The sequence below is a fragment of the Gammaproteobacteria bacterium genome (assembly GCA_029882975.1).
In the GTDB taxonomy this organism is placed as follows: domain Bacteria; phylum Pseudomonadota; class Gammaproteobacteria; order SZUA-152; family SZUA-152; genus JAJDNG01.
The window spans coordinates 81,022-104,574 of the sequence record JAOUJW010000004.1 but is presented as its reverse complement, the minus strand read 5'-3'; the positions used below and the strand labels follow the sequence as shown (position 1 = coordinate 104,574).

The 23,553-nt window shown below is 49.3% G+C and carries 22 protein-coding genes, 1 tRNA gene and 1 pseudogene; 11 read left to right on the top strand and 13 right to left on the bottom strand.

Annotation, left to right across the window (positions count from 1 at the left end; all coding sequences use genetic code 11):
- Nucleotides 1–108 precede the first annotated feature (108 nt).
- The 3 genes from OEY58_04630 (at nucleotide 109) to OEY58_04620 (ending at nucleotide 1,992) form a co-directional block, all read left to right on the top strand.
- Complete coding sequence (locus OEY58_04630) at nucleotides 109–729, top strand: TetR/AcrR family transcriptional regulator (protein ID MDH5324728.1); 621 nt, start codon at nucleotides 109–111, stop codon at nucleotides 727–729.
- A gap of 165 nt (nucleotides 730–894) precedes the next feature.
- On the top strand, nucleotides 895–1,536 hold the full coding sequence (locus tag OEY58_04625) for an arylesterase (protein MDH5324727.1): 642 nt from the start codon (nucleotides 895–897) through the stop codon (nucleotides 1,534–1,536).
- Between the two features lie 93 nt (nucleotides 1,537–1,629).
- A complete protein-coding gene (locus tag OEY58_04620) occupies nucleotides 1,630–1,992 on the top strand; it encodes a PilZ domain-containing protein (protein ID MDH5324726.1) in 363 nt (120 codons plus the stop codon).
- A 9-nt stretch (nucleotides 1,993–2,001) separates the two neighbouring features.
- On the opposite strand, the gene radA is transcribed toward OEY58_04620, so the two are convergent.
- From radA to rnr, 9 genes are all read right to left on the bottom strand, one after another.
- Nucleotides 2,002–3,354 (bottom strand): DNA repair protein RadA, encoded by a 1,353-nt coding sequence (gene radA, locus OEY58_04615; GenBank protein MDH5324725.1) that lies wholly within the window; start codon nucleotides 3,352–3,354, stop codon nucleotides 2,002–2,004.
- A gap of 39 nt (nucleotides 3,355–3,393) precedes the next feature.
- Nucleotides 3,394–4,476 (bottom strand): alanine racemase, encoded by a 1,083-nt coding sequence (gene alr, locus OEY58_04610; protein MDH5324724.1) that lies wholly within the window; start codon nucleotides 4,474–4,476, stop codon nucleotides 3,394–3,396.
- Nucleotides 4,473–5,867: a replicative DNA helicase gene (gene dnaB / locus OEY58_04605; GenBank protein ID MDH5324723.1), complete on the bottom strand. Its 1,395-nt coding sequence runs from the start codon at nucleotides 5,865–5,867 to the stop codon at nucleotides 4,473–4,475. The genes alr and dnaB overlap by 4 nt, the downstream gene beginning before the upstream one ends.
- A 776-nt stretch (nucleotides 5,868–6,643) precedes the next feature.
- Nucleotides 6,644–7,090 carry a 50S ribosomal protein L9 gene (rplI, locus tag OEY58_04600; GenBank protein MDH5324722.1) on the bottom strand — a complete coding sequence of 149 codons (447 nt, stop codon included), beginning with the start codon at nucleotides 7,088–7,090 and terminating at the stop codon, nucleotides 6,644–6,646.
- A gap of 69 nt (nucleotides 7,091–7,159) precedes the next feature.
- Nucleotides 7,160–8,092: a hypothetical protein gene (locus tag OEY58_04595; GenBank protein MDH5324721.1), complete on the bottom strand. Its 933-nt coding sequence runs from the start codon at nucleotides 8,090–8,092 to the stop codon at nucleotides 7,160–7,162.
- Nucleotides 8,093–8,248: 156 nt separating this feature from the next.
- Nucleotides 8,249–8,479 (bottom strand): 30S ribosomal protein S18, encoded by a 231-nt coding sequence (rpsR, locus tag OEY58_04590; GenBank protein ID MDH5324720.1) that lies wholly within the window; start codon nucleotides 8,477–8,479, stop codon nucleotides 8,249–8,251.
- Nucleotides 8,480–8,522: 43 nt separating this feature from the next.
- Entirely contained in the window at nucleotides 8,523–8,930 is a 408-nt protein-coding gene (rpsF, locus tag OEY58_04585) for a 30S ribosomal protein S6 (GenBank protein ID MDH5324719.1), read from the bottom strand.
- A gap of 187 nt (nucleotides 8,931–9,117) precedes the next feature.
- Nucleotides 9,118–9,888 carry a 23S rRNA (guanosine(2251)-2'-O)-methyltransferase RlmB gene (gene rlmB / locus OEY58_04580; protein ID MDH5324718.1) on the bottom strand — a complete coding sequence of 257 codons (771 nt, stop codon included), beginning with the start codon at nucleotides 9,886–9,888 and terminating at the stop codon, nucleotides 9,118–9,120.
- Nucleotides 9,888–12,425: a ribonuclease R gene (rnr, locus tag OEY58_04575; GenBank protein MDH5324717.1), complete on the bottom strand. Its 2,538-nt coding sequence runs from the start codon at nucleotides 12,423–12,425 to the stop codon at nucleotides 9,888–9,890. The genes rlmB and rnr overlap by 1 nt, the downstream gene beginning before the upstream one ends.
- A gap of 355 nt (nucleotides 12,426–12,780) precedes the next feature.
- On the opposite strand from rnr, the gene OEY58_04570 reads away from it, so the two are divergent.
- Nucleotides 12,781–12,867, top strand: a tRNA-Leu gene (locus OEY58_04570).
- 152 nt (nucleotides 12,868–13,019) lie between these two features.
- Here OEY58_04570 and OEY58_04565 read toward each other — a convergent pair.
- The 3 genes and pseudogenes from OEY58_04565 to OEY58_04555 all read right to left on the bottom strand — a co-directional run bounded on the left by OEY58_04565 (nucleotide 13,020) and on the right by OEY58_04555 (nucleotide 14,042).
- Nucleotides 13,020–13,439: a type II toxin-antitoxin system VapC family toxin gene (locus tag OEY58_04565; protein ID MDH5324716.1), complete on the bottom strand. Its 420-nt coding sequence runs from the start codon at nucleotides 13,437–13,439 to the stop codon at nucleotides 13,020–13,022.
- Complete coding sequence (locus tag OEY58_04560) at nucleotides 13,426–13,659, bottom strand: DNA-binding protein (protein ID MDH5324715.1); 234 nt, start codon at nucleotides 13,657–13,659, stop codon at nucleotides 13,426–13,428. The genes OEY58_04565 and OEY58_04560 overlap by 14 nt, the downstream gene beginning before the upstream one ends.
- 209 nt (nucleotides 13,660–13,868) lie before the next feature.
- A pseudogene (locus tag OEY58_04555) lies at nucleotides 13,869–14,042 on the bottom strand (NAD(P)H-binding protein).
- Between the two features lie 108 nt (nucleotides 14,043–14,150).
- Between OEY58_04555 and OEY58_04550 the strand changes: the two are divergent.
- From OEY58_04550 to OEY58_04540, 3 genes are all read left to right on the top strand, one after another.
- Complete coding sequence (locus OEY58_04550) at nucleotides 14,151–14,735, top strand: TetR/AcrR family transcriptional regulator (GenBank protein ID MDH5324714.1); 585 nt, start codon at nucleotides 14,151–14,153, stop codon at nucleotides 14,733–14,735.
- Between the two features lie 158 nt (nucleotides 14,736–14,893).
- A complete protein-coding gene (locus OEY58_04545) occupies nucleotides 14,894–17,419 on the top strand; it encodes a PKD domain-containing protein (protein MDH5324713.1) in 2,526 nt (841 codons plus the stop codon).
- A 149-nt stretch (nucleotides 17,420–17,568) separates the two neighbouring features.
- Complete coding sequence (locus OEY58_04540; protein ID MDH5324712.1) at nucleotides 17,569–18,312, top strand: glutamine amidotransferase; 744 nt, start codon at nucleotides 17,569–17,571, stop codon at nucleotides 18,310–18,312.
- A gap of 12 nt (nucleotides 18,313–18,324) precedes the next feature.
- Here OEY58_04540 and OEY58_04535 read toward each other — a convergent pair whose 3' ends face one another.
- A complete protein-coding gene (locus tag OEY58_04535; GenBank protein MDH5324711.1) occupies nucleotides 18,325–19,743 on the bottom strand; it encodes an ankyrin repeat domain-containing protein in 1,419 nt (472 codons plus the stop codon).
- Nucleotides 19,744–19,923: 180 nt separating this feature from the next.
- Between OEY58_04535 and gorA the strand changes: the two genes are divergently transcribed.
- The 4 genes from gorA to OEY58_04515 all read left to right on the top strand — a co-directional run bounded on the left by gorA (nucleotide 19,924) and on the right by OEY58_04515 (nucleotide 23,548).
- Nucleotides 19,924–21,333, top strand: coding sequence for a glutathione-disulfide reductase (gorA, locus tag OEY58_04530; GenBank protein MDH5324710.1), 1,410 nt, complete (start codon nucleotides 19,924–19,926; stop codon nucleotides 21,331–21,333).
- A 29-nt stretch (nucleotides 21,334–21,362) separates the two neighbouring features.
- Nucleotides 21,363–21,848 (top strand): GNAT family N-acetyltransferase, encoded by a 486-nt coding sequence (locus OEY58_04525; GenBank protein MDH5324709.1) that lies wholly within the window; start codon nucleotides 21,363–21,365, stop codon nucleotides 21,846–21,848.
- Nucleotides 21,849–22,033: 185 nt separating this feature from the next.
- The gene (locus tag OEY58_04520; GenBank protein MDH5324708.1) at nucleotides 22,034–22,672 is read left to right on the top strand and encodes a CDP-alcohol phosphatidyltransferase family protein; all 639 of its coding nucleotides are present in this window, start codon (nucleotides 22,034–22,036) and stop codon (nucleotides 22,670–22,672) included.
- Nucleotides 22,673–23,548, top strand: coding sequence for a phosphatidate cytidylyltransferase (locus OEY58_04515; protein ID MDH5324707.1), 876 nt, complete (start codon nucleotides 22,673–22,675; stop codon nucleotides 23,546–23,548).
- Nucleotides 23,549–23,553 lie beyond the last annotated feature (5 nt).

Here is a 23,553-nt window from a genome sequence, read left to right as displayed (position 1 = left end):
AGTTTAGTCTTTAACGCCATGCTTGTCAATAATTATTTAGTCGACTATAATTTATATATCTTTCTTTTGTAATATCAAAGATATAATTCCGACGAGGAATACCCCATCATGACCGAATTTGGCAAACGAGAACTGAACAAGGCTCGAACCCGGCTGAATATTCTCAATGCCGTTTACGAACTGAGTTCGACGGTAAATTTCCGCGATTTGAAAGTCATGCGAATTGCAGAATCCGTTGGCATCACGGAAATGACGTTTTTCAATTATTTTCAAAAAAAGGAAGATATCCTCAAATACATGATGGGGCATTGGGGTTTGAACTTGCTTTATTTGCAGCGACAAGCACCCCTCGCAGGTGAAGCGGCCATTCGGCGCTTGTTCGCCCACACTGCAGGCTTGGTCAACAAGCACCCACGGCTTCTCGCCAGTTTCGTTGCCTCTTTACTCAGTAATGAAATCGAACCCCATGCCATGGAAATAGAAGGCGCGGATCGCTACTTGCGCTATCCGGATGCGCCCGATTTGTATGAAATCAGAATTCCCACAGGTAACGACACCATACTGCAACACTTAGCGGAAATTGAATCCGACAAGGACCATACTGCGACCTTATTGCATTTGGCTTCCAGTTTTTATGGGGATGTGATCCTTGCCCATACGGCGGGATTGGATCTGGAACAGCTGTATGAAAATAGTTTGGATATGATATTTGCCAATCCATACCCATAACACCTCGCTAAAGAAGCGCGAGTTGTGCGAACAGAGCATTTTGCCCTACTTTCTATTTCCTTTCCCTTCCCTCTCTTCAAATTCACAAATTCTGTGCATTGGATCCCTGTTTATTGTCAATTCTTGGTTAAACTTGTAGGTACACCGATCACCTATTGTAGGCCTATGATATTTCAAAGCATAACACCGAAAAAACTCCGGTATTTTCCGGCCCTGTTTTTCTGTTTGACCTTATTGGCGGCGTGCGGCGGTAAGAACCAACCGCTGCTGCCCAAACTGGCCCCCGGAAGTACTATCTTAAGTTTCGGTGACAGCCTCACCTTTGGCACCGGCGCCAACCCGCAAAGCAGCTACCCGGCCTTGTTGCAGCAACTCAGTGGACTGCCGGTCATCAACGCCGGTAAGCCGGGGGAAATCAGCGCTGACGGCGTCCAACGTTTGCCTGCCTTATTGGACCAACACCAACCGGCGCTATTGATCCTCTGCCACGGAGGTAATGACATGCTGCGTAAGAAAAACCTCAGTGAAACACAATCCCACTTACGCGATATGATCCGGGAAGCCAAAAGCCGGGGGGTGGCAGTGGTGTTGCTGGGCGTACCTAAACCCAAACTGTTGTCTTTAAAGCCTGCAGCATTCTATCAAGAGCTGGCCACGGAATTACAAGTTCCTTTTGAGGCCGAGATTATTGCAGAAGTGTTAAGCGATTCGGATCTGAAATCCGACCCTATCCACCCCAATGCCAAAGGCTATGCACGGATAGCCACTGCGGTACACAAATTGCTTATCTCTACGAAGGCATTGTAGTTCACGAAGGTGCCGGTGTTCACCAAATGGGTTAACAAAAGTATTGGTTCAGCCGATATTATTTGCAGCAAATTCAATTGAGGAGTACAGGCAGTGGAACAGCCATCCGAAAAACGTCATTTTTCCCGCATACCTTTCCAGGGGCCGGTCCACGTTACCAGTGTTAACGGTAAATGGGATACAGATCTATTGGACATTTCCCTAAACGGAGCTCTAATCAGGAAACCCGACAATTGGCCCGGTAAAACCGACGAGCACTTTATGTTAGTCCTGGACCTCACCAACAGCGATGTGGATATACGTATGGAAGCTGTAATCGCTCATGAAGAGAAAGACCGCGTGGGCTTACAGTGCAAACATATAGATCTGGACAGCATCACTCATTTGCGCCGCCTGGTGGAACTGAATCTGGGCGATGCCCTTATGTTAAAGCGAGAATTGTCCGCATTGGGTTAAGAATGAGCTTCAAATCAAAGCTAAAGCTTCACTGAGTTTGCTCACCGCCATTACTTCCATAGACTCTATGGCAGTCTTAGGTTTGTTCGCTGCAGGAACAATTGCGCGCTTAAAGCCGTGTTTTGCGGCTTCACGCAGCCGCTCTTGACCGCTGGGTACGGGCCGAATCTCCCCGGACAAACCCACTTCCCCAAACACCACCAAATCCTGCGGTAAAGGCCGATCACGCAAACTGGAAACCACTGCCAACAACACAGCTAAATCCGCACTGGTCTCCACGATTTTTACCCCGCCCACCACGTTGATAAAAACATCCTGATCCCCGGCAGCCACGGCACCATGTCGGTGTAACACAGCCAGCAACAAAACCAATCGATTCTGATCCACTCCCACCGCCAAACGCCGAGGGTGGCCGTGACGGTTTTCATCCACCAAAGCCTGCAGTTCCACCAACAATGGACGTGATCCTTCCCACACCACCATGACCACACTGCCGGAAGAAGCTGCATCACCGCGACTCAGAAAAATTGCAGAAGGATTATTCACCTCGCGCAAGCCCTTGTCGGTCATGGCGAACACCCCTAATTCGTTCACTGCACCAAATCGATTTTTGTTGCTGCGCAGGGTTCGGTAACGATTGTCGGTGGAGCTTTCGAGCATTAAAGAACAATCGATCAGGTGCTCTAAAACCTTGGGTCCGGCCAGAGAACCGTCTTTGGTCACATGCCCTACAATTAATAACACAGTATCACTTTGTTTGGCGTAGCGCGTTAAATAAGCCGCACTTTCTCGCACCTGCCCCACCGCCCCCGGTGCCGATGCCACCTCAGCCAAATGCATCACCTGAATCGAATCGATAACCAACACTTTGGGCTTAACCGGTTCTATCACCGAGCATATGGTCTCGACATTGGTTTCGGTAAGCAAATGCAATCGATTGGTGGCCAGACCCAGACGTTTAGCCCGCAAGGCCACTTGCTGCAAAGATTCCTCGCCGGTGATGTAAACCGCGTTTAAATCCGACGGCAATTGACATAAAACTTGTAATAACAGCGTACTCTTTCCCGCCCCCGGATTTCCGCCGATCACTATGGCAGAACCGGGCACAAAACCACCACCCAAGACTCGGTTCAGTTCGCTGATTCCGCTGTCAATTCGGGGATGATTGGCAACATCAATACTGTCCAGAGTACACAAGCGGGCTTGGGTTGACCCCGCATAACCATCGATATTTCGCGAAGCTTTACCCAATCGCACCTCTTTCAAGGTGTTCCACACACCACAGTGATCACACTGCCCTTGCCACTTGGTATGCTCACCGCCACAGTCGGTGCACACAAATGCAGATTTTTGTTTTGCCATATTAAATGATCGCTTTAAAGGCCCTGGACACCGCTACTATCAAACCTCGGTCTCGGTAAACTCAACACGCCCGGTGATACCACAAAACAATTCATACGAAATGGTACCCGCTTGCAACGCGATTTCATCGGCGGGCAATCCATCACCCCATAAGGTGACATTGTCACCGACTCTGGCCTGTGGGCAAGCACGCAAGTCCACAGTAATCATATCCATGGAAACCCGCCCCAGCAACTGGCAACGTACCCCATTGACCAGCACAGGGGTACCGGTGGGAGCATGACGTGGATAGCCGTCACCGTAACCAATGGCTGCCACTCCCACCGACATCTGCTCCGGACAAACCCAGGTGCCGCCATAACCAATGGCATCACCTTTTTTCAGTTGCTTAATTGCGATCAATTCCGTGCTCAGCGTCATCACCGGTCGCAATCCCAATGCCTGTGCGCTTTGATCCAACAGTGGACTGCCGCCATAGAGCATAATCCCCGGACGCACCCAATCCCTATGGCTTTGGGGCCAAGCCAATATGCCGGCGGAATTAGCCAGTGAACGAGGTGCGTTCACCTCATGGGTGTGGTCATCAAAAAAGCGGATCTGTTTTTCTGTGGTCGAGTTATCGGTATCGTCTGCACAGGCCAAGTGAGACATAAGCACAAATTTAAAACCGGATTGTTGCACCACAGTCAGCGCTTGGTGAAATTCTTCAACGGAAAATCCCAGACGATGCATGCCGCTGTCCAGTTTCAGCCACAAAGTGGATTGTTGTGGTCGCTCAAAAAAACCGTTTTGTTGCAGACCGCGAATTTGTTCCAGACTGTGAATCACCATGTCCAGCTTGTTGTGGTCAATCTCCGCCAGCTCCGAAGTATGGAAAAAACCTTCCAGGAGTAATATGGGAGAAGTGATACCACTCAAGCGAAGTAGCAAGGCCTCGTCCAAACTCGCTACACCATAGGCATCGGCCGTGTGTAAAGCATTGGCTACACGGAGCACACCATGACCATAGGCATTGGCTTTAATTATGGCAACAATGCGTCGACCCGGCGCGTATTGGCGCGCACACTCAAGGTTATGCTGTAATGCGGATAAATTGATGCCGGCGCGTGTAGCTCGGCTCATGCATATCCTTCTTCGTACACATGGGATATGTGATTTTCAAAGCGGGTATATTGCCCCAAGAAGGTCAAGCGCAAAGAACCTATGGGACCATTACGTTGTTTTCCGATAATGATTTCCGCCGTTCCTTTATCTGGACTGTCTTCGTTATAAACCTCGTCACGGTAGATAAATACAATCACATCCGCGTCCTGCTCAATCGCGCCGGACTCCCGCAGATCAGACATCACGGGGCGTTTATTGGGACGCTGTTCCAAACTTCGGTTCAACTGCGACAAGGCGATGACGGGCACATTGAGCTCTTTAGCTAACGCTTTGAGCGAGCGGGAAATTTCAGAAATTTCATTGGTACGATTCTCTCGACTGCCATGGACCTGCATCAACTGCAAATAGTCAATCACAATCAAACCCAAACCGTGTTCCCTGGCCAAACGCCGTGAGCGGGCGCGTAATTCATTAGGCGTGAGGGCCGGGGTATCATCAATGAACAATCGGGCTTCCGCCAACAAACCCACAGCCTGAGTCAATCGGGGCCAGTCATCATCATCCAATTTTCCAGTCCGTACCCGGTGTTGATCAATTCGACCAATGGAAGAAAGCAAGCGCATAGTCAACTGCTCACCAGGCATTTCCATACTGAATACCGCTACGGGAGCCTGTGCATGGATGGCGGCATTTTCAGCCAGGTTCATGGCAAAGGTGGTTTTACCCATGGAAGGCCGACCGGCAACAATAACCAAGTCCCCTTTCTGTAACCCTGAGGTCTTGTCGTCAAAATCGGTGTATCCAGTCGGTAAGCCGGTAATCGGGCTGTCCTGCTGAAACAAGGCATCGATACGATCAACCGCTTTGACCAACAAATCTTTAATCGCAACAAACCCGGCACGGCCACGGGAACCTTTCTCAGCAATTTCGAACACCAGTTTTTCGGCTGAATCCAGAAGTTCCTCACTGCTGCGTCCCTCTGTTTCATAGCAACTGGAACTGATGGTGTTACCCACGGTAATCAGTTGTCGTAACACTGAACGTTCCCGTACGATTTTTGCGTAAGCGATAATATTGGCGGCACTTGGTGTGTTTTTCGCCAAGTTACCCAAATACACCAATCCACCCACATCTTCCAATTGATTGTTTTTCTCCAACCATTCGGACAAAGTGACCACGTCATAGGGGCTTTGCTTATCGACCAGTGCGGCGATAGCACGAAAGATGCTTTGGTGATCGCGCCGGTAAAAATCCCCTTCAGTGATAAAATCGGCGATCTTATCCCAAGCGCTATTATCCAGCATCAAACCGCCCAACACGGCTTGTTCCGCTTCTATAGAATGAGGCGCTACTTTTAAAGCGGCCATCGCCGGGTCTTTCAATTCAGATAAATAGGCTGGTTCTTGCATTGTGTCTTTATCAAACGAGCGATAGTGATTCAAATTGCGTGTATTACCAGCGACAGTACCGCTTGAGCAATGCACGGGAGTAGCCCAATTCTCTTACATCAAACCCCGCTCTGTGGGTTTATCGTAATAGTGAGCAAGTAGGCCCCGTTTATTCAGTGACTTTGGTGTTTTTTCTACACAAGTCACTATTTTTTTGAAATACAATAGCTGCAAAGGTTCCGTCATTACATTTTTTATATCATTGTAAGCGATAGCCTTATAAAAGTGAGCGATAGCGTCAACCCGGATAAGCGATCAGTTCCACTATTAAGCGATCAGTTCCACTATGTCGCTTAGCTTTGTGTAAAAGTACAGCTAGCCTATCAATGTTGACGAATATACTGGTATTCCAGTATTTTCACGTATGCTCGGCATCGTCACAAAATTTAGAGAACTGATGTTAAATAATTCCGAGCGAATTTCATAGAGCGTTTTTCGACTTTATTTTCCCTTATTGACTTGACAAGGAGCAATCTTAAGCTCAAATCAGACATCGGGATCAAGGTATTCTTTTAATCCCAGTGTTATATCGCATAGATTCAGGCGCTTGTCGTTAATAGTGACAAAAGAGTAAAAACCGGTCGCTGAGGATAATAGATAGAAAAATATTTTTGCAGTGCCACAATGCAAGACTGCTTAGACGGCATCAAAGCAGGGCGTTGAACGCCCCACTTTGAACCAGGCATAACCGCAAAGCACGGTTAAACCAAAAAGGTGTGAGCTTCCTGACGAACTGATTACTCGGCAACCACGTTGATCTTGATAGTCGCCACCACATCGCTGTGCAATTCAATATCGATATTGTGCTCACCCACTTGGCGAATCACACCTTGGGGCAAACGAACTTCACGCTTGGCCACTTCCACTCCGGCGTTGTTAATAGCGTCAGCAATATCGGGAGTACCCACAGATCCGAACAACTTACCTTCGTCGCCGGCTTTGTGCTGGATAGTCACGACTAAGTCCGTCAACTGCTGTTTGCGGGCTTCTGCTGCCGCCAGTTTTTCACCGGCTACTTTTTCCAGTTCAGCACGTCGTGCCTCAAATTTAGCCACATTGTCGGCAGTTGCCGGAACGGCAATTCCTTTGGGAATTAGAAAATTGCGACCATATCCCGCCTTTACGGAAACATTATCACCCAAGTTACCCAATTTGTGGACTTTTTCTAACAGAATAACATTCATCGTTCACACCTCTAGTTCTATATAATCGTTCCAAATTTATAGTTCACACAAAATCCAATGGCGAATCCCTTACTGTGGATCATTAGGAAACTGCGCCTGCATACGGCCGCGCAAATTGGCCCATGTTTCCACATACCCCTGCACCATGAGCAGCAGGGTAAACACTAAAACATACTGCAACAATCCCTGAAATACCGGCGCCATAATCACCGATAGAGCGATAAAGCCATACATACCGTATAAAACACCCGGCGGCAGTTTCTTCACATGAAACAGCACATGCAGCACAGAAACACCTTGTAAAAGGTACAATATCGCCGCCATCATGATTGCATCTTTGGCAATAATGCTAATCAAACCCAAATCCCACATAGCCAAGCCAATCAGAGCAGCGACCACCACAGCAAAGACTTTACCCAGATTCAGACTATAAAATTCCTGACGAAATCCTCCGGGGTTGTACAGCATGGCTTGCCAGGCTCTGGCAATAAACAGGCATAGCAGGCTGTGCATTAAAAACGCCGCGGCAAAAATGCCGACAATTTGAGGCGCCATCAACTCCAGGTTTGCATAGAGTTGCTCCCGATTGGGCAAATCTTCCTGGCGTAAGGCGGCAGTATCCATTTCTTTAACCATGGACAACCACCAGGCACCCACATCGCCTACCGCAACATGAACCACTGCAACGGTAAGACACAATATGCCCGACGCCACCACTAAGGTCAGCGCCAGTGAGCGTGTAAGTCTCACTATGAGCGCTAACAACACTACAAAGGCCAACGCTATGGCGTACGGTGAAAGCGAAGCCATCGTCAGTATAATCACAGCCGTTGCCAGAGGCGGTAACACCTCTTTCAGACCGTGTCGCAGAGCCACCAAAGCGACCGCCGGCACACTAAGATACATAAACGGAGAAATCACCAACGATAAGACGGTAAAACCCGCCACCGCGGCTATGGCTTCTAGCCGACCCCGCATTATGTATGAGACTAACGCTTTCATCCTTCCTAGAACCTACTCAAAATCCGCTTCCGAAGTTGTCGCAAAAACAAGCCCCGACAAGCAAGGCTGTCAAACTTCGCCATTTTGAGGTTCTAAGCGTGAGCTGCACACCCGGACCCGGAGACCGGGACCAGGCCTGAAAACTCGACGCTTTGATTAATTGCGATGTGAATCGCTGTACGGTAACAGAGCCAAATAGCGTGCGCGCTTAATTGCAGTAGACAATTGGCGCTGATACTTGGCGCTGGTACCCGTAATGCGGCTGGGTACGATTTTACCGGTTTCAGTGACATAAGAACGCAATGTTCCTAAATCTTTGTAATCGATTTCCTTAACACCTTCTGCGGTGAATCGACAGAACTTTTTGCGGCGAAAAAAACGAGACATATGCTTAACCTCTATATCAAATTAGTTAGGAAGCCGTGACTGCTTAAATCACAGCGTCTTCGGCAATTTCATCACCTTCTTCCAAATCATCATCTGTATCTGCACTGCGAATCGGTTCCGCATCTTCAGATTCTTTTTGCTTGGCGAAGGGAGAAGCTTCAGTAATGGCTTCCTTACGGGCAATGACCATTTCGCGCAATACGGCATCATTAAAACGAAATGCACTACGGATTTCTTCCAAAGCATCACCGCCACATTCTACGTTCATCAACACATAGTGCGCTTTGTGGATTTTATTGATAGGGTAAGCCAGCTGTCTGCGGCCCCAATCTTCCAGGCGGTGGATGCTGCCACCGTCCGCTTCAATAATCGCTTTGTAGCGATCAGTCATGGCAGGTACTTGTTCACTCTGGTCAGGATGGACCAGAAACACAATTTCATAGTGTCTCATTAAGACTCCTCATGGGTTACCAGCCTCCCACCAGCCGGATGTGCCGGAAGCGGTGAGGCAAGGAGAAAGTCCGGGCTCAGCCCGGAAACCGTAAAAACGTGCGATTCTACTGCAAAAAGACGCCAAATAGCAATGTCTAGAGCGATGAATCGTCCAATTAAAGGGAACGGTTTAATGGAATGGGCCGCTAAAGTCGCTGCCGCACCGCTTCAAACAGACAAATTCCGGTGGCCACAGACACATTGAGACTTTCCACCACGCCCGCCATGGGTAATTGAGCCAGGAAATCACACTTTTCCTTGGTCAAGCGCCGCAAACCCTGCCCTTCAGCACCCAATACCAGCACCACAGGGCCACGCAAATCGTGCTCGTACAAAGACTGTTCCGCCGCCCCATCCAGCCCCACGGTCCATAACCCCATCTGCTTCAACTGCTCCAAGGTTCGAGCCAGATTAGTGACCGTAACAAACGGCAGGGCCTCGGCAGCTCCACAGGCCACCTTCCGCACCACCGGGGTTAAATCCACACTGCGATCCCGCGGTGCGATGACCACGTGCACCCCCGCCGCATCGGCACTGCGTAAACAAGCTCCCAGATTGTGCGGATCCTGCACCCCATCCAGAGCCAATACCAGAGGTGGCCTTCCCTGTTCCGATACCTGTTGCAACCATTGCAACAAACCGGACTCATCCAAGCCCACCTGTGGTTTGAGCCGAGCCAACACCCCTTGATGTTTCACTGGAGCATTGCCGGGTTTATGTCCACCCAAAGTTTGAGTCAACCGCTGCTCCAGCTCCGGCCGCTCCAGATAATGTGTGGCCACATTATGCCCGGCCAATTCCAATAACTGGGTCATCCGTTTGTCATGACGACTGCGATCAAGCCACAGACTCTCTACCCGATTGGCTTTTAAAGCCGCCTGAACAGCGTGTATACCATAGACCCACACCTCGGACATTATGGGGTTCCACGAGACTTAGGCGTTCTGGCTTTTTTGACCCCAGCCTTTTTTGATGCCGTCTTTTTCGGTTTGGTTTTGGGTACCGCCTTTCTGACCCTCTTAGCCCCTTTCTTAGCACCATCTTTAGTCCCTTTCGAGGTCTCTTTTTCGGCATTTGAGGAAGTTTTTTGCGGTTCAGACTTTTTGCCCGCCTGCTTGGGCGCTTTTTTCTTTGGTGTATTTCTCGCCGCTGCAGTTTTCTTTTTCGTGCGGGAATTCCCTTTGCCTTTGTCTCTGGCTTTGTCCTTCTTTTTATCTTTATTTTTGTCTTTTTTGCCTCGCTTGGATGACTTTTGCAACTCCTCACGAGTCTTCAATGAATCTGCCGAAGCAGGGCCAAGATCACTGACCAATTCAAAATCGATTTTCTTATCGTCCAGATCCACGCGTACCAGCTGTACTTGCACCCGGTCGGCAAGTCGATATTTGGTGTTGCTACGCTCCCCCAACAGGCAGTGACGGACCGGGTCAAAATGATAGTAGTCACTTTTCAAGGAGGTCACGTGTACCAAACCTTCTACATAGATGTTTTCCAACTCCACAAACAACCCAAAGCTGGTAACACTGGTTACGATACCGTCGAAAACTTCCCCCACTCGGTCCATCATGTATTCGCACTTGAGCCAATCCACCACATCCCGGGTAGCCTCATCTGCGCGACGTTCGGTCATGGAACAACTTTCCCCCAGGCTTTGCATATCACCCAGGTTGTAGAAAAATCGCTGCGGCGGTTTGGCGGCAATCACATGTTTTAAAGCGCGGTGCACCAATAAATCCGGATAGCGACGTATGGGTGAAGTAAAGTGAGCGTACTCTTCCAAAGCCAAACCAAAGTGGCCCACATTGTCCGGACTGTACACAGCCTGGTTCAAACTGCGTAACATCACGGTTTGAATCAAATGCCAATCCGGCCTGCCTTGGATTTGTTCAAGCAAGCGGGTGTAATCTTTGCCTTCCGGTTTTTCTCCTCGCCCCAAAGTTAAACCAAAACCGCGCAAAAAATCCCGTAAGTCGGTCAGCTTTTCCAGCTTGGGAACATCATGAACCCGGTATAACACCGGCATATCGTTTTCAGACAGAAACTGCGCGGCACACACATTGGCGGCAATCATGCACTCTTCAATAATCTTATGGGCATCATTGCGAACCAGCGGCCGAATCTTTTCGATTTTTTTATTTTCACCAAACTCAATTACGGTTTCGGTGGTTTCAAATTCGATCGCGCCGCGAATGTTGCGTTGTTTCACTAAAGCGTGATATAGGGAATAAAGATTGCGCAGGTGCGGTTCCAAATTCGAGTACTTTTGCTGCAACGCCGCATCCCCAGCCAGCAGGGCGGCCACATCGTCGTAGATTAAACGGGCATGGGAGCGAATGACGGCATTATAAAACCGGTGTGATTTGATTTTACCGCTGTTGCTCACCAGCATTTCACACACCATGGTGAGACGATCCACCTCCGGTCTTAAGGAACACAAACCGTTGGACAAAATTTCGGGCAACATAGGAATGACTCGGCCGGGGAAATACACTGAATTCCCCCTGTTTTGAGCTTCATCGTCCAAGGCTGAGCCGGGCCGTACATAGTGAGCCACATCGGCAATGGCAACAAACAAACGCCAGTTATTACCCGCCGGCTCACAGTACACCGCATCGTCAAAATCCTTGGCATCGGCTCCGTCTATGGTGACCAGGGGCAGCTCACGTAAATCTTCGCGGCCGCTTTTAGCCGAATCCTGTACCAAAGGACCAATGGCATCCGCTTCATCCGTCACCGCTTGCGGCCATTCAAAGGGTATGTCATGGGAGCGTATCGCCACATCAATTTCCATACCCGCCGCCATGTGCTCGCCCAGTATTTCCATCACCCGACCGATGGGCTGACGCCGCATGGTCGGCTGCTCCACAATTTCCACCACCACAATCTGGCCGTTCCTGGCACCGGCACTGTCTTCCTGCGGAATCACAATCTCATGAGTCACGCGTTTATTGTCCGGCGTCACATAGGCCAGACCCCGATCCTGGTAATAGCGTCCTACTACATGATGGGTATTGCGTTCCAGCACCTCCACCACCGCCCCTTCGCGGCGCCCGCGTCGATCGATCCCGGCCACATGGACCAGCACCTTGTCGCGATGGAACAACTGTCGCATTTGCCGCCCGGATAAAAACAAATCCTCACCACCTTCATCCGGCACCAAAAACCCGAATCCGTCCGGATGCGCCAAAACCCGGCCTCGCACCAGATCCATTTTATCCACCAGCCCGTATCCTTTTTTACGGTTACGTATTAACTGTCCATCCCGTTCCATGGCGCGTAAACGCCGCCGCAAGGCGTCCAGGTCCTGGGGCTCTTCGAGCTCCAAAGCTTGTGCCAATTGTTCCCGTGACAGCGGCCGCCCTTTCTGAGCCAGGATTTCCATGATGTATTCCCGACTGGGAATGGGACGTTCGTACTTTTCCGCCTCGCGTTCGGCGTGTTGGTCCTTAGTCAAATTCTTCTCTTTATTTTGAATTTCGTTTGTCGTTGGATTTCGTATGAGTTCACAATAGAATTGTCATCGGAGGCTCTGTTTGGAAATCCGCCCGGTTTGTAGTGGCCTAATCATGGCCTGTTGTAGTGAGCTGTTGTAGCGGGTTTAGTGTGGCAAGACCCGGACAAGCTCCGGCAATGCGCCGATTATACAGACTCTTAAGCACATATACACATATAGTAAGTATAGGAGCAGGCATTGGAAAAATCCCCTGTCTCACACCCCCCGTCACAACCCGTTCCCCCGCCCCGGCAGCCCTCCCAAATATTGACAAGCGTGCCCTCTCCCGGTACAGTGGCGCCCTTTCCCGTCCTCGGCCGAGGTGGCGAAATTGGTAGACGCGCTAGCTTCAGGTGCTAGTGGGGGAAACCCCGTGGAGGTTCAAGTCCTCTCCTCGGCACCATTGTAACTTGCTGATAGTAAATTATTTTCACAAGTAACTTTTTAGCCTCGTCATTTCCTTAGAGAAGATATAGCGTGAGTAAAATTTCATTACCACTGAGGCTGGGGTAAATGTTTATTGCTGGTTATCTTCGCAGCCATAATAGATGCTAATCATTCTTCGAACGGATTCAAGACAGTCACCCCGGTTTTGCTAAAGTCTTTAGTATTTCTTGTTACAACTGTTAATCCGTTAATGAGTGCTGTCGCTGCTATCAGCTTGTCCAGCGCATTTTCCGGATGCGGCACTCTTAGTTTGCCCCATAGTTGAGCAATATCCTCATTGATATCCAATATATTATTCTGATAATTTTCCAGGATCACTTGCAGCCATTTTTCGAGTTGCTTAGCTTGCCGAATATCACTACGATGGCGGATCAATTCAATCCCACGCCTTAACTCACCGATACTGACTACAGAGATGTATAGCTTATCTTCGCTATTTATGACTGAGTCGAAATATCGCCGTACACCTTTGTTCGCCTTTTGTTTCTTGCGGATTTCGCTAATAACATTGGTATCAATTAAATACACTGTCGCTCTCAGAGTCATCCACTCGCTCAAAATCACTGTCCTGCCCTACATTCGGCATTGATAACAGAACCTGGGCAAACGATTTTTTCTTAGGGCCTAGCAGCGCTTGTTTTAGTATTTCTCGATGCTCAGCTTCCGCGCTACGACCATGTTTTGCAGCTTGCTTTTTGAGTGCTTTCGCTATTTCTGGATCTAAGTCCCTAACTAATAGCCGCGCCATATTAATACTCCAACACAAAACAACTGATATCAATGATAGCACTCCTGCACAATAGTGCAAGCAATGATAGCATCGTGTAATTTAGTCCGCTGAATACCTAGCGGCTGCGATTAGATCGACCGAAGTCGCAAGGCATTATGTCATCCATGGTCTCCACGCCTCGCCATAAACGAGGCTGGACAGGACATGAGAGCTAATGCAATGTAAGACTAATAGGATATCCCCGGCGATTGATGTAAGTAGGTTTTATCACTCAATTGCCTGAGGATGAAGTCGGCCACATCCTGTCTGGAGATTTTTAGTTTTGTCGTCCGGTCTGTTGCGGCGAATCCTTGGCGATAGGCGCCGGTATAGTCACCATCGGTAAAAGCACCGGGACGGACACTTTCTCCTTTTCAAAGGCTTATCACTTTTCATTGGATTACTTTTTGGATTGTCACTTGACACCGTGTCAATTGACATAGTGTAAAGCGTAATCTAGACTTTACAGCATGTCAAGTGAACCAGCCGATACTCGCAGCCGCATCCTCTACACCACCTGGCAGTTGCTGGAACAGCAACTGGGCCAGGGAGTTAAAATGAGTGATATTGCCCGCCAGGTCGGTATTTCACGACAGGCCGTGTATCTGCACTTCCCTACCCGTACGGACCTGCTCATTGCCACCATGGCCTATGTCGATGAATTAAAGGGTCTGGATAAACGCTTGGCGAAATTACAGCAAAGCTCCAGTGGTAAGGACATGCTCATGGCCCTGGTGGATACCTGGGGGAATTACATTCCGGAGATTTACGGCATGGCCAAGGCCATGCTCGCAGGCAAAGACAGTGATGAAGCCATGGCTGCCGCATGGGACAACGGCATGCATTGCCTGCGCGAAGTCTGCAAACTCACCATTGAAACAATCGAATCCGAAGGACACTTACAACCACACTGGTCCACGGCAACCGCCACCGAGCTGTTGTGGACACTATTATCCGTATGCAATTGGGAATTACTTATCCGTGAATGTGGCTGGAAACAGAAACACTATGTGACACACCTTCAGCAAGTCGTTGCCCGAACCCTGATCCAATAAATGGAAAGTTAGTGCCATTTTTCCTTAGTCATGGTTCGCCATGGCTACATCCTGCGACACTTTTGTGAATAATTCGTGACCTTCCCGTAAATTGTTTCAGCGATAGTTCTGGATCCAGAAAGATCCATGACTATCTAAAATTCTACGGAGGGTGTGTGATGGTAGCTAAGCATGTTTTTGCGGTTTGTATCACAGCGGTTTTTTGTAGTACGGGTTTCGCTAAAACGATTCCTATAGCCACAAGTGCAGAAAAAAATAATCAACTTTCCAAATTAACCATCCCTTTTATCAAAAACCAGGGGCAACAACATCAGGACGTTGCCTATTATGCAAAAACCTTCGGCGGTACCGTGTTTATCAATAAGCAGGGAGAGCTCATTTATTCGCTGCCAACAACACAGGCCGATCGCAGCAATGCCTGGGTTATTAAGGAAAAATTGCTTGGTGCAAGAGAAATCACGCCCGAGGGAGGAGCCTCTTCCAAGGCGAACATCAATTACTTTGTAGGGAAGCGGCGCGATTGGCAGTCTACGGTATCGAGCTTTGAAAACGTAAGACTCAACAATGCCTACCCAGGCATTAAGGTACAACTGCAAGCGAAAAGCGCTAATATCGAAAAACTGTTTTATGTCCAACCCCATGCCAACGTGGAACAGATTCGACTTCAAGTTGACGGCGTCGACACGCTTGAGATCAACGAACACAAGCAGTTGGTGTTAAACACCGACATCGGTGCAGTAACATTTACCGCACCGGTTGCGTTCCAGGTGATTAATAATCAACAAGTCCCTGTAGACGTAGCCTATACGGTTCATGAAAACAGCTATGGATTCCGGGTAGGCGCATATGACCCATCCAAAGAATTGATCATCGATCCGTTGTTGGCAGCAACGTTTATCGGTGGCACCAATACGTCGTCAATTAGTGATTTTGAAAGTGTCGCCGACATCGTAGAACACAATGGGTCAGTTTTTATCACCGGCACCACCGACTCAACCGACTTTCCGGTAACCACGGGGTTTACCACTTATCAAGGCAGCTATTACGATGCTTATGTGGCCAAATTCAGCGCCGATTTGTCTACGCTGGAGGCCGCTACCTTCCTGGGCAGCACAGGACCGGATACGGGCGATGCGTTGGCAGTGGACGATAGCGGCAATGTCTATGTCGCCGGTATTGCCATCGGTTCTGCCACGGGATTTCCAATTGTAGGTGGCGGTATCGATACAAGTCCTTATAGTAACGGAACCTTTGTTGCCAAGCTCAGCAATGATTTGAGCACGATTTTAGTGAGCAGCATTCCCATTAGCAGCAAATCCTATCCAAGGAAACTGTTACTGGCCAATAACAGCTTGTATATTAGTGGCCGCACCAATTCACCCAACGTTCCCACCAATGAGAGTTCCTGGGACAGCACCTGCGCTGGTGATGGTTCTTGTGACCCTTCGGGCAGTTTTAGTACGCCAAAGTATTACGGCTATATTGTGCGAATGGAAACGGGACTTACTAATATTATGGCGGCCACGTATTTAGGTCGATCCGGTGGTAATGATATTGCAGTAGGCAGCAATTCCAATGTATACGCCATTTCGGTGGGCGATGTTGTTGTGGGTGCCGCCGTAATCGGTCTGGATGCCAACCTGAGCAGTTCATTTGGTGGCATTTCATATCGCTACAACAACACCATCAGTGCATTGGCCGTTAATGATACTGCCGTTGCCATTGTCGGCTCCTCACGCGACCCCAATTTGCCGGTAACGGGTAATGCCTATGATTCGGGTTGCGGTACGGACGGCGCCTGCAATCCCACTGGCACCACCAACTATTTAACCGCCGACGGTTTCATTGCTCAATATACGCTGGACCTGCAGACCACCAATACTTTAAGTTATTTTGGCGGAACAAAAGCTGAGGTTATCGGCAAGATCTATTATGAGCCCAGCGGTTCTTACTTACTGTTAGGCAGCACGGCCTCTTCTGACTTTCCTACGACCAATGATGCCGAGTCCGGTTCCTTATCCGGCAGCAGTGACACTTTTGTTGCCAGGTTCAACGCAAGCATGACGGGGTTGTTGTACAGCAGCTATCTTGACACACCAGCCTTGGTTGGAGCCACGCACTTAACGGCAAACGGCAACGTCTATTTTGCGGGCTCCGCTGACGCCTCTTTTCCGGTAACTCAAGGGGCTTATGACACATCCTTTAATGGCGGAGACAAAGATGCCTATGTGTCACTTTGGGCCATTGCAAACGGCAGCGGTGGTGGTGCTGAGCCGGCCCCGGAACCTACACCGGAACCTACACCGGAACCTACACCGGAACCTACACCCGAACCCACACCCGAACCCACACCCGATCCTGCACCGGAACCGACCCCCGACCCGGCTCCGGCCAATGAAGCCCCTACTGCCAATGCCGGGCCAGACCAGAGCGTAACTCAAAAAACCACGGTAACACTGGATGGCAGAAACTCCAGCGATAGCGACGGCAGCATTATCAGTTATCGCTGGGAACAGGTTTCCGGCAGAAGCGTCAGCATACAGAATTCCAACAGCCCTGTAGCTTCATTTACTGCACCCGGAACTCGTCGAGGAAAAACTCGCGTGCTGGTGTTTGAGTTGACCGTCACAGATGACGCCGGTGTCACCGATACGGACCAGGTAAGCATTACCGTGACACGATAATCGCTTTATCACTGCAAAAAGCCCGGCATATACCGCAGTTTAGTGTATAGCCGGGCTTTTACTTTATAGTCAAGCATCGACTTTGCCGCCACAATATACCGAGGTGGAGAGATATCGTTTTTCTATGCCATAGCTGCAATAATACAACCATGGCAACCAACAAACCCGTTCTGATTTTACAACTGCGCCCCGAAACGGCAACTTCCGACAGCGAATACGCCTGTTTGTTGAAGTACGGTGGTTTAGATAGTGAGGATACGCACAGAATACGCATCGAAACGCACGGCATCCCGGATAATCTCAACTTAGATGATTATTGCGCCATTATCGTTGGCGGCAGTCCGTTTGACATCAGCACGCCGGAACACAAAAAGTCAGAGATCCAGAAAAAAATAGAAGCGGATTTTAATCGGCTGCTACAGCAAGTGGTGAGCCGGGACTTTCCATTTTTAGGCGCTTGTTCCGGCAACGGTCTCTTGGGTAATTATCTGGGCACGTCTATTTCCACCCGCTATGGTGAGCCGGTCAGCTGCGTGACCTTAACCATTACTGAAGCGGGTCGTCTCGACAAACTACTGCAAGGGTTCCCGCCTCAAATTGACGTATTGCTGGGCCACAAAGAAGCGGTGGATTCCACGCCCGAAGGCGCCACCTTACTGATGACCGGGCAGGACTGCCCGGTGCAAATGTTTCGTGTGGGCAAAAACGTTTATGCCACTCAATTTCATCCCGAAGGTGACGCGGAAGAATTTGCTTTGCGAATTGACGTCTACCAACATCACGGCTATTTCGAGCCTCATGAAGCAGAGGAATTAAAACAACAGGTGAGTAGAAAACCGACCCCGTATGCACAGGAAATCCTCAAACGATTTGTACAGAGCTATTGTTACTGAAACTACTCTTCTTTATGACATAAACTCACCGCCACCGTCACGCAATTCGATGTGAAAGTGGTCGTGGTGGGCTTTGTTATAATGCGGTGTTAATACCCAGTGGAACAAGCCTTGTTTATTAATATCGCATATCAGTTGACGCAACAGGATTTGTTTTTCACCATCGCCGTCTTGCGCTTCGCAAGGGCTGACCCCACGGCGACGATCCGTCCAATCTTCTACCACACTGTACTCGTCACCCTCCGAGGTGGTTGCCACGGCAAAATCGATAGCCAAGGCAAAACTGTGACCACTGACATTGCCTTTGCCGCCGATGCGCGCATCGGGAGCATAAGCACGCATGTGTTGTATGTCCACAATATTGTATTTTTGCAATACGGGCCCGATACCAATTAAAGCAACCACCAGCCGACAATCCATAACGGAAAATTTTTTGGAGTTCCCGGTGTGACGATAAGCCACACCGGCCACTGTGGATTTCAACCGCAATGGAATACCAACGCCCTTGGTGTTGTCCAACAGTTCATATTGTACGGAATGCTTATCCAATAAGGCCAAGCAATCTTTTTGAGACAACAACAGCAAACGTTCATTGCTCATTCCCAGAGCGTTGTCTGCCTTATAAACCGGGTCCTCCCACTGCACGTTCGGGTCGACGTGTTTTTCTTTCACAAGATAGTCCACAAACGCCGTTATGGCCTCTAGCTGCTCTTTGTTGGCCCAGCGCAAACCCGTAAATGCCTCAACGGCTGGCGGCAGACCGTTGGACGAAGAACGAAACATAGGGTCCGCCCCGGCCTCGATCAAAGCCCGCGCATTGTCAAAGTGCTGCATTTGGATGGCGGCATGTAAGGGTGTACGCCCATTCTTGTCCGTATGGTTAGGCTTTGCACCCAGTCGCGCCAACAGCCGAATAATATCGGCGCGGTTTTCAATACTCGCCGCTTCCAGCAACGGTGTGCGGTACGTGTTCGGATTCAGGGCCGCGCCCTGCTTCACCGCCTGGCGGACTTTATCGCCCTGATTATCACGAATACCTTCGCGCAGCAGATTTTCGCTCAAGTGCTGTTGTTTGGTTTCAGCCATTTTGCGCTTTACCGCCTCGGCCTCACGCGGCAGATACACGGCACGAATACTGTCGTACGATAAATTGAGATAGCTTCGATGATTGTGTGCAACTTGTGTCAACAGGCTGAGTTTATCCCCTGATGAGCCTTTGCGGTCGTATCGACCTTCATACAGAGAGTGACTGCCAAAACGGACAACGATCTCGTCGCCATCCTTCACGCCCTTTTGTTTCAATACCAACATGACATGCTGTTTTCCCGCGATTATGCTGCTCGGGGACATCATCCGTTTGCTGTCTACGCCACCACAAGCCAACAGGCTCAGGCTTAAATAAGCCAGCAAGAGCTTGTTTATAAAAGACATTTCTACCTCGACCGGACCATTTAAATTGCACACTCACTGGCTACTTCGGCCTATACGCCCCATAGCTTTAAGGCTAAGAGGTAAATTGGTAATACCTATGTTTTTCATACTAATAAACGATTGTACTTATCATTATTCTGAATCGATAATCCTTGCATTGATGAGCGACCGGAGTTTGGCATGAATACACCCTATGATTTGATCGCTATCGGCGGCGGTAGCGGCGGGCTGGCCGTAGCCGAGACTGCCGCACAACTGGGTAAAAGAGTCGCCATTATCGAAGGCAATAAAATAGGTGGTACTTGTGTTAACAACGGTTGTGTTCCAAAAAAGATCATGTGGATTGCCGCCAATCTGGCTCATGCGGTGGATGACGCCACTGCCTTTGGTATTCCGGCGCAACGGGGTAAGACTGACTGGGCCCGTTTAGTCTCTGCTCGCGAGCAATACATACGCAATATCAACGCTTATTGGGACAGCTACATTGTCGACAGCGGAATCGACCACATTAAGGGGTACGCCCGGTTTATAGATGCTCACACAGTGGAGGTCAATGGGCACCACTACGGCGCCGATCATATAGTGATTGCCACCGGCGGCCAGCCGCGCATACCTTCGGTTCCCGGCGCTGAGCTGGGCATGAGTTCCGATGGCTTTTTTCAGCTGGAACAGCAACCCAGACGTGTCGCAATTGTTGGTGGCGGCTATATAGGTGTGGAACTGGCCGGAGTCCTGCGTGCCTTGGGCTCGAATGTTTCCCTGATTGTGCAAAGCGAATTGTTACCCCGTTTCGATACACTGGTGAGCCGTGTATTAAGTCAGGAAATGCAAAAACAAGGGATACGTGTTCATTCGCAATTTCGGGTCAGCGCGCTGACTCAAGATGGCGAATGCATATCCATTAGCTCCGACGACGACCAAACCTTATTCGGCTATGATTCAGTCATCTGGGCCACCGGCCGCGTGGCAAACACCCGTTACCTGGATTTAAAGGCCGCCGGTGTTAACACCCTGGACAACGGTAACATTCCGGTCGATAAGTATGAAAATACTAATGTGGAGGGTATTTACGCCATTGGCGACGTCACCGGAAAAGCTGCTTTAACACCTGTGGCTATCGCCGCCGGTCGCAAATTAGCCCAACGTTTGTTTAATCACGAACCCAACAGCAAAGTCGACTATGACAATATACCCAGCGTGGTGTTTTCACACCCGCCGATTGGCACGGTTGGTTTAACTGAACTCGAATCGCGGCGAAAATTCGGTGATGATCTTACTGTTTACCAGGCGGAATTCACCCCCATGCGCCACGCCCTGTCAGAGCATGGTGTGACCACGGCCATGAAACTGGTGTGCGTCGGTCGTGATGAAAAAGTGGTGGGCGTGCATATCATTGGTGACAATGCCGATGAAATATTGCAAGGTTTTGCCGTCGCTGTAAAAATGGGTGCCAGTAAAGCCGACTTTGATGCCACCATTGCCATTCACCCCAGCAGCGCCGAGGAGTTAGTCACTATGAAAACGCCGGTCACACAGGATGAAATTCTGCACCCGGTGGATGATGGCCTTTCCTGGCATGAGCACGCATGAACAAACAAGAGAGCTAAACAATAAGCACCATGAGCTCGGATAAACTGCACATACGGCCGGCTCACCCGGCTGATTTAGAGGCCATAAACCGGGTAATCGAAAGCGCCGTTATGAGCTGGAATCTGCCGGAACGGGTGAAGCGATTATCCTTATCCAGTTACCGCTACAATGACATCGATGTTCAACACCTGGACATGGTGGTGGCTGAAGATGAACAGAAACATGTCATTGGCGTCGCCGCCTGGGAAAACGCCGATCCCAAAGACACGCCCGATCAGAAACCGGCTTTATTGTTACACGGCATCTATGTAAGCACGAGGCTGCAGAGGAAAAACATAGGTACTCAACTATTTCATTGGGCTGAAGTGGCCGCACAAAAACAACATTGTGATGGTTTGTTGGTAAAGGCTCAAAAAGATGCGGTTGCATTCTTTCTGGCCATGGGTATGAAAAAACTACAGCAAGAAGACCATAGGCGGCAGTTTGCCAATCGATTCTGGAAGTCGCTACGCTAGACCCTCAATGAAACGGGCGCATCTCAATAGCAAACACAAACTGATCAATAATCCACCACTCTCGCCACAAGGACCTAACCGGATCCCCCGTCGATCTGGAAAACCCAATAGACAGGATCAATTCCATCGCCTCTTGCGCACGTTTGTGTGTATAATTATTTTTCACTCATACCCCACAAGTGGCAATGGACAAGGAAATTTCTGCCCGTCAATTCAGCACCTATGCATGGAAATCAGGGTTTCAGACCCTGTTACTGCCCCTGCGCGATCGGTTAATTTCTCACGGAGTATCAGCTAACCAAATCACGGTAGCCACTGTAGCACTGTGCGTGTTGTTTTCACTGCTCTTTGTTTTACAACTGATTGTTTTACAAATGACGGCTACCCTGGGTCTCATTCTATTACCTTTTTTTCTGCTTCTGCGCATGGCGTTAAATGCCCTGGATGGCATGGTGGCCAAACACACCAACAGTTGCAGCCCTAAAGGTCAGGTATTCAACGAACTGGGTGATGTCATAGCCGATTTGTTTCTTTTTGGCGGATTTTTGATTCTGCTATCCAATCACATAATACCATGGGCACTGCTCATGCTGTTGGGGCTATTGATTGAATTTACCAGCCTGGCGTTAATACCCGCTTTAGGACAACGACCCAATCAAGGGCCCTTCGGCAAAAGTGACCGGGCCGTTTATCTGGGAGTATTGGCCGTCTTATTGCTGGTCTTATCTCAAAGTCATTGGCTCGTTCAAACATATATTTGGATAGGTATTGTGCTGGCCTTATTGACTTTTACCAACCGTTTAAACTTGTTGGAAGCAAACTGAATGTTGGCACTATCCATAGCCATACTGCTATTACTCACTATTTCAGCCTGCACTGTGTCCTACCGACTACGCAGTCGACCGTCCCCGGAATTGTTCAACAACCGTCGCCGCATCCACACTTGGTGGATCATCAGCGCAATATGTATAACCGTGTTTTATTACGGTGACTGGGCCCTACAAGCCTTGATTTTTACTTTGGTCTGCTGGGCCTGGCTGGAACTGTTGCGAATGGAAAAAATAAATTACCACCCTGCGTTAGTCGCATGCCTGATGTTGGTATCACTGTTATTAACCACCCGATTCTATGCCAATCTGCAACCATCGGCCATTCACTTTGCCCTACCGTTATTGCTATTGGCAGGGTTCCTGTTACTACCAGCGCCCGGATTGCGTTTTAGTTTTTTATTGTTGTTTTGTTTAACCGCCATTGAATCGGTTTTGCTCATCGCCCAATGGAGCCAAAGCGCCGCTTATGAACCCGGCTTGATCTTATTGTATTTATTTTTACTGACCGCCTTGAACGATATTGCCCAATACTTTTGCGGACAGCTTTGGGGACGCACACCTCTGGCGCCCACTTTAAGTCCCCACAAAACGCTCCAGGGTGCACTGGGGGGTATTGTATTCACGGTACTACTTACCGGCGCTACCCTGCCCATGCTTTTAGCCATAGAAAAAACCACCGCACTGCTGATTGGTTTCACGATCTCCGTATTGGGCATCACCGGCGACTTATGTTTTTCCCACTACAAACGTTTATCAGGCATCAAAGATAGTGGCGCTTCTCTGCCGGGCCACGGTGGCTTGCTGGACCGCATCGACAGCCTTACACTTACCGCCCCGGGTTTTGGGCTTTGTCTGAGTTTGCTGGGTTAATTTTT